This window comes from Clostridium sp., assembly GCF_040797585.1.
Classification (GTDB): domain Bacteria; phylum Bacillota; class Clostridia; order Clostridiales; family Clostridiaceae; genus Clostridium_Z.
The window spans coordinates 1-7,047 of sequence record NZ_JBFNEO010000153.1; the positions used below are offsets into that span (position 1 = coordinate 1).

6 protein-coding genes are annotated in these 7,047 nt (G+C 27.7%); 4 read left to right on the forward strand and 2 right to left on the reverse strand.

Annotated features, from left to right (window positions below):
• Positions 1–3 precede the first annotated feature (3 nt).
• Positions 4–603, reverse strand: coding sequence for a DMT family transporter (locus AB2369_RS09870; protein ID WP_367666311.1), 600 nt, complete (start codon positions 601–603; stop codon positions 4–6).
• A 134-nt stretch (positions 604–737) separates the two neighbouring features.
• Between AB2369_RS09870 and AB2369_RS09875 the strand changes: the two genes are divergently transcribed.
• The 4 genes from AB2369_RS09875 (at position 738) to AB2369_RS09890 (ending at position 5,582) form a co-directional block, all read left to right on the forward strand.
• Entirely contained in the window at positions 738–2,084 is a 1,347-nt protein-coding gene (locus tag AB2369_RS09875; RefSeq protein WP_367666312.1) for a PLP-dependent aminotransferase family protein, read from the forward strand.
• 320 nt (positions 2,085–2,404) lie between these two features.
• A complete protein-coding gene (locus tag AB2369_RS09880) occupies positions 2,405–2,698 on the forward strand; it encodes a hypothetical protein (RefSeq protein ID WP_367666313.1) in 294 nt (97 codons plus the stop codon).
• Positions 2,699–3,207: 509 nt separating this feature from the next.
• The gene (locus AB2369_RS09885; protein WP_367666314.1) at positions 3,208–3,711 is read left to right on the forward strand and encodes a GNAT family N-acetyltransferase; all 504 of its coding nucleotides are present in this window, start codon (positions 3,208–3,210) and stop codon (positions 3,709–3,711) included.
• 215 nt (positions 3,712–3,926) lie between these two features.
• Entirely contained in the window at positions 3,927–5,582 is a 1,656-nt protein-coding gene (locus AB2369_RS09890) for a glutamine--tRNA ligase/YqeY domain fusion protein (RefSeq protein ID WP_367666315.1), read from the forward strand.
• Between the two features lie 173 nt (positions 5,583–5,755).
• Here the strand turns inward: AB2369_RS09890 and AB2369_RS09895 are convergent, their stop codons facing one another.
• A complete protein-coding gene (locus tag AB2369_RS09895; RefSeq protein ID WP_367666316.1) occupies positions 5,756–6,598 on the reverse strand; it encodes a tetratricopeptide repeat protein in 843 nt (280 codons plus the stop codon).
• Between the last annotated feature and the right edge of the window lie 449 nt (positions 6,599–7,047).

Genomic DNA, 7,047 nt, shown 5'->3' on the forward strand with positions numbered 1-7,047 from the left:
GATTTAACTTATATGATTATAACTGAATCCTACAGTTATAATCATATAAGTTAAATCTAGTGACTTGTATTTTTTAGTGGTTTTTCTTGCTAATATATTATAAATAGCAGAAGAAATAGTAGAAAGAAGGATTAATGATGCTCCCTTAAAACTAGCAATATTAAAGCTTGTACCTTTCATGAAGAAAATATATATTACTCCTAAGGTAGAGAGGAAAAGAAATATTTTTTGAAGTTTACTACAATCTTCTTTTAAGAAAAGTCTTGATAGTATCATTGTGAAGATTGGGAGTGTCGCTTGTATAATGCCAGCTTCAGAGGAAGAGATATACACTAATCCTAGAGCTTGAAAAGTAAAAAATATTACTGGGTAAAATAAGGCAATAGGAATAATACTCACAATATCCTTTACCCTTATATCTAATTTAATCCACCTAAAGATTATAGGAATCAATGCAAAAATAAATGCTATTGTAAATCTATGAGCTAGAGTATCAAGGGGAGTAGTTACTGTTAAAGTAACTTTCACACATAGAAATGATAGTCCTATTATAAAGGCGTATAGTGTTGCCGAAATATAAGCTAGTTTCCTTTGTTTTTCCATATAAGTTACCTCCATATAACTTTATATTCTCAAAATAATATTGAATATACTTACATATTACTTAATAGGAAACCATGGTACAATATAAATAAATCCTAACTATGCCGGTATAGTTATTTACATAGAGGTGTTTTATGTATAAATATTTAGAGGTATTAAATAATATTGAAGCCTTGATTTATAAAGAAATGTACAAGGCGGGAGACAAGCTTCCATCCATAAAAAAACTTAGTGAATACTATGGATGTAATAAAAGTACTGTAATAAGAGCCTTAGAGGAATTAGAAAAGAATCACATGATTTATTCTATTCCTAAAAGTGGATACTATGTTGTTAAGAGTAAAAATACTTTAAGAGATAATATGGACCATAAACTTATTTGGGACTTTGAATCTTCATCACCAGACCCTAATATTTTTCCATATTTAGATTTTCAACATTGTATTAATAAGGCTATTGACATATATAAAAATGACTTATTTATATATGGTACACCACAGGGACTACCTTCATTAATTAAGGTTGTAAAAAAGCAGTTAGAAAATTATCAGGTTTTTGCAAGAGAAGAGAATATATGTATTACATCGGGAGTACAGCAAAACTTAGCTATACTAACATCTATGCCTTTTAAAAATAATAAGAAAACCATTCTAATAGAGCAGCCTGGATATCATTTATTCATTAGTTATTTAGAGACTCATAATATTCCTGTAAAAGGAATCACGAGAACAAACAAAGGAATAGATTTAGTAAAGCTTGAAAGTATATTTAAAAATGAAGATATAAAGTTTTTTTATACCATGCCAAGGTTCCATAATCCTCTGGGAACCTCTTACTCAGAAAAAGAAAAGAAGGCAATTGCAGCCTTAGGAAAAAAGTATGATGTATATATTGTAGAGGATGATTATTTAGCTGATTTAGATACTAATTCAAAGGCAGATCCTATATACTCTTATGATTCTTCAGAACATGTTATTTATATGAAAAGCTATTCGAAAATAATATTTCCGGGATTAAGAGTGGGGATTGCAGTGCTTCCACAAAAACTGGTTGAAAACTTTAGTAGATATAAAACGTTAATGGATGTGGATACATCTATGATATCTCAGGGAGCTTTGGAGATTTATATAAAAAGCGGTATGTTTAATAGACATAAAGAAAAGATTAAAGAATCATATTTAATAAGGAGTAAAAACTTAGCACGTTCATTAAGAAAGAATATAGAACACTCGAAGAATGTGGTTCATTATATAGATATAAAAAATCCATGTATTCATAGATGTATAGTATTAGATGAGAGAATAAATATTGAAATGGTCATAAGAAGATTAAAGAAGAAATCTATTTTAGTAAGTACAGCCAGTAATAACTATTTAAATGAATTTAAAAAGGAAAGTCTTCTTAAAATAAATGTATCCAATGTGAAAGAGGAAAATATTGAGGAGGGTATCGATATTATATTTAAGGAAATAGAAGTGTAAATATTTTGTAATTTTAGATAGAATAAAAAATATTATAATCCCTATATGGTAATTATTATATAGGTGCTATATAGCTTAAAAGTGTAAACTTTTTTAGAGAGATTTAATTCCTTGTGCTAGCTAAGTTATCCTATTGAAATTATGAAAATTCAGAATGGGAATTTTGGTCTTTTAGAATTTTAAATTAGCAATTGTGACTATTTTAAAATTCAAGTAGTATAACAGGCTAATTTATCACTGATATACTTCACAAATATGGATGGAATAAAGCTAAAAATACAGTTGAGTTTATGAGTTTATAAGTTTAGGGGGAAGTGTTTATGGAAAAAGATAAATATGTAGAGGTTATAAAAGAACTTAGGGGGATGATTAAATCAGGGAAGTATACAAAATGTCCTTGTCCTAAAGTTAAATGTGAATGGCATGGAAACTGTTTTGAATGTGTAATGATTCATAGGGTCAATCAAGATCATGTACCTAATTGTATGCAGCCTATGTTACAAAATAAGATTAAAGAACTTGCAAAGGTAGCAGAAATGGTGGCAGAACCAAAACCAATTACACCAGGGGAATATTGGGATTATGTAAGAGAAGTTGCTCCTAAGGAAGACTAATCTAACTAGTTTTATTAATAAATTATTATAATGTATTAAGACCATATAATAATTAAAAATTTTTAGTAATATAGAAGATTTAATAGACTCTTATTGGATTTTAGAATTTTACAATTAGCTTAACTCTAAAATCTAATAAGAGTTATTAATTATAAAGAAATATAGATGTAATAAAATTATAATGTGCAATTAAGTGAGAGGAATAAAATTCATATAAATAATTAAAATGTAAGGAAAGCAAGGTTTTATGGAAATAAAAAGGTATTTAATTGAATAAAATTCATAAAAATTGGAAATTTACATTTTAATAACATGATACAGTAAAAGTCAGTAATATTAAGCTTTCTAGACTAATCTAGTGACAAAGTTAATTGGTAACTGAATTACATAACTTACAACATTTTACTATAACTTAAACCTAGTATATAATCTACATGTCTTTATTAAGAGCTGTTATAGGTATTTATAATACCTATAATAGTTTTTTATTTTATAGAGGAGGGAAAGTTTTGGACACTAATATAAAACTTCGTCAAGAGGTTTATAGAGAAGATGCGTTAAAGATTATTGATTGGTTAGATGATGAAGAAGTTACTAAGTACCTAAATGAAAGTGACGGAGTCAGTAAGAGTGTTAGTAATGTAGTTGAAAATGTTAATATGCCTATATTAACTCATTTATTCAACCAAAATGGAAGTTTTTTCATAATATTAGATAATGAGGATCCTATAGGATTTTTAAGACTTGTTCATAAAGGTAGTAAAGCAGAGATGGTTTTAGCCATTGGAGATAGAGAAAAATGGGGAAAAGGCTTAGGACCAAAGGCCATTAAAGAAGGATTAAAAACAGCCTTTTTTAATTGGAGAGTAGATGAAGTTATTGCAAAAATTAATTCTAAGAATCATAGATCTAAGAAAGCTTTTACTAAAGTAGGATTTGAAGAAGATATAGAATTGCAAAGAGAAATGCAATATTCTATGTCTTGGAAAGAATTTATAGCCTTAGCCGCATAGTATTATAAGTATAATATTTACAATAAAATAAAACAGTGATATAATCCTATAAAATAAATAGGAAAGAAGTGATCAGAATGGGGCAAAGGAATATAAATTAACCGGTGCTATAACCCTTCAAATTTACCAGATACACTAATATTATTTATTAAAAATTTATTTAATTCTATTCACTAGTTGGTTTAAAAATTCATTAAATAAAGGAGAATAATATTATGTGTAATGAAGGTAAAGTTTTAAATTTTATAGATAAAATTGTAGGTAAAGAATTAGAAGAAAATATAGTAAAAAAGGTTCATACTAGATTTCCACCAGAGCCTAATGGATATCTCCATATAGGAAGTGCTTATGCCATAAATGTAAGCTATGCTTTAGCTAAGAAATATAATGGGGAATTTAATTTAAGATTTGATGATACTAATCCAGCTAAAGAGGATGTAGAGTATGAAAAAGCAATAATAGAAGATATGAAGTGGTTGGGAGTTGACTATGGCAAAGAGCCTTATTATGGTTCTGACTATAGTGAAGGTATATTCAATTATGCTAAGTACCTAATTAATGAGGGAAAGGCTTATGTTTGTGATTTAAGCCAAGAGGAGATTAGAGAGTATAAAGGAACTCTAACTACTAAAGGGAAAGAAAGTCCTTTTAGAAATAGAACCATAGAAGAAAATTTAGACCTCTTTAATAGAATGAAAAATGGTGAATTTCAAGAGGGAGAAAAGGTCCTAAGGGCTAAGATAGATATGGAGAGTCCCAATATAAGTCTTAGAGATCCTGTTATATATAGAATACTTCACTTAAATCACTATAGAACAGGAGATAAGTGGTGTATATATCCTATGTATGATTTTGCTCATCCTATTCAAGATTATATAGAAGGCATAACCCATTCACTATGTTCAGATGAATTTAAAAATCATAGGCCTTTATATGAATGGGTATTAAAGGAACTAGATTTAGAAGGAGTTATTCCAAGGCAAATAGAATTTGGAAGAATGAATCTAAGTGGAGTGGTTACAAGCAAAAGATACCTTAAGGAGTTAGTTTCAAAGGAATATGTTAATGGATGGGATGATCCAAGACTTCCAACTCTGAAGGGTTTAAGAAGAAGAGGATATACCAAAGAAGCTATATTTAGCTTTTTAGATGAGATTGGAGTATCAAGGGTAGAAAATACTTTTCATGTAAGTATTCTTGAGAATTCATTAAGACAAGATTTAAAGGATAAGGTAAAAGGAATAATGGCAGTCTTTAATCCTTTAAAGGTAGTAATAACTAACTTAGATGAAAGCCATTTAGAGTATTTAGAAGCAGAGAATAATACAAGTAATATCTCTTTAGGCGTTAGAAAGATGCCTTTTACAAGAGAATTATATATAGAGAGAGAAGACTTTAGTGATAATCCACCTAAAGGATATAAGAGATTAGTTTTAGGTGGAGAGGTTAGACTAAAGCATGGATATTTTATAAAATGTAATGAAGTTATAAGGGATAATTTTGGAGAGATAGTAGAGCTTATATGTACCTATGATCCAGAGACTAAAAGTGGTAGCGGATTTACAGCACGTAAGGTAAAGGGAACCATTCACTGGGTAAGTGTAGATAAGGCTATTCCAAGTGAAGTAAGACTATACGAGGATTTATTCTTAGAGGAATTTTGCGAGGATAATTTTCTTAATAGTGTAAATAAGAAATCATTAAAAATAATAGAAAAAGCTTTCCTTGAACCAGCGATAAGAGATTTAGTGGATGAGGAAAGATTTCAATTTATAAGACATGGATACTTTATTATAGATAGCAAGGATTCGAAAGAAGATAACCTTGTGTTTAATAGAATTGTAAGTTTAAAATCTTCTTATAAGGAATAGTATTAATAGATATTTTGATTTAAAGCAAGAATAATATATTTATATGATTATAAATATATTGGCTCATATTAGGATTTAGATATTTAAGGCACTATAGAATTCAAATAAATGAATTTTATAGTGCCTTTATTATTGACTTAATAATAAAATTTTATGGAATAAAGTCAGATATTTTATTCTAGATATTTATCTGAAGCGGTTTCTTCCTCTACTGACATATCTTTAAAGTAATCAAGTTCCTTCTCTATAGTAGACTTATTAAGACCTGTTAAGAAAGACTCAGGACAGCTTAATGCTTTTAAGAACATATCTTTTGCTTCATCTAAATCCCCTTTTTCTTTTAATATAAGTCCATAATAGTAGTAAGGATCAGCAAAGGTCAAATTAATTTTTGTAATATCTTCATATATTTCTTCGGCTTCTTTAATTTTCCCAAGATTATAATAGCTTTGAGCCAAATTATCTAATATAATACTACTTGAACTATCATATTCCTTAGCTTCTAAGTTAAGGTCTAAAGCCCTTTCATAATCACCTTTAAGTAGTAGTAAGTACCCAAGAGACTCATAAAGAGTCATACTTTTACTTTCTTTTAAAAGTTCCTCTAATATGTTTATAGACTCATCTAGGTTATCTTTTTTCCATTCAATAAGAGCTAAAGTTATCTTGGCATTGAGATTCTCTCTACCATAAAGTTTAGACTTTGCTGCGTATCCTAAAATTCTTTCAGCATCCTCTAGTCTACCTTCAACCAGTAATAAGTAAGAATAGCTTATGTGTATTCTAGGTTTACATGTAGAAATATTACTAGCTTTTTCAAAGTACTTAATTGCTTCTTCTTTATTTCCATTTCTATAGAGTTTACTACCTTTGACAGAATAAAATATATATCTTTTAGTAATAAACTTATAAAATAGATAGCTAAAAAGTACGAACTTTCCGATAATTGGATTTATACCAGATATCACTATAAAAATAAAAAATATAACCCCTATTTCGATAAAAACTGATTTCATAAATTACCCCCAAAAATAGAATTTACTTATATCTATTATACAACTATTTCTAATAACTATAAAGGTAATGTTAATTTACTGAAAATAACTTTAAAAACTTATTTCATGATTAATTTGGATTAACACTAAAAACTGTCATTGACAATTAATTACCATAATTTACATGTAAAAAATACTCATAATCTTTTATTCCATAAGTGAGAACAAACATATGAAAAGAGAAAAAATGATTGAACTTAAATAATATCAATAATTTATTAAAATTATAAAGCATAAATGTTGTTAATATTTCTAATGTAGTTAATAATACTGTATAAATTAATATGATATGAAGTAAAAAATTCTAAATAAGAAATCCTTAGAATTTTAAGGATCTTCTTATTAAAATACTATGAATATTAAGTATAATTTAACACTTGTATGTATGGTAAAAAATTCATAATAATGTT